The sequence below is a fragment of the Bacillus sp. SIMBA_074 genome, assembly GCF_046534555.1.
Taxonomy (GTDB): domain Bacteria; phylum Bacillota; class Bacilli; order Bacillales; family Bacillaceae_G; genus Bacillus_A; species Bacillus_A mycoides.
In genome coordinates, this window is the sequence record NZ_JAWRYM010001378.1 from 1 (window position 1) to 228 (window position 228).

The window sequence follows — 228 nt, forward strand, 5'->3', positions numbered from 1 at the left end:
GCGCAAACATGACCACATTCATATTTCCGACATATTGACTCAACTTTCTTTGTTCAATATGGTTGCACTTCGCCTTTTTCCCTTTTTTTGAAATGGTCAGCTCAAGTGGTATTGAGGTATTTCTCTTTCTAACTCTACCTTCTATTTTAGCATACTCTTCATCCCAGCGAATAAGTTCTTTATCATTTGAGGTCCGATGGGATTTTGCCATTGCTAAAACGAAAATAG

1 pseudogene is annotated in these 228 nt (G+C 37.3%); it reads right to left on the reverse strand.

Going from position 1 to position 228, the window contains the following annotated elements:
* Positions 1-228: pseudogene (locus SB773_RS35220) on the reverse strand (DNA replication/repair protein RecF); the annotation flags it as partial.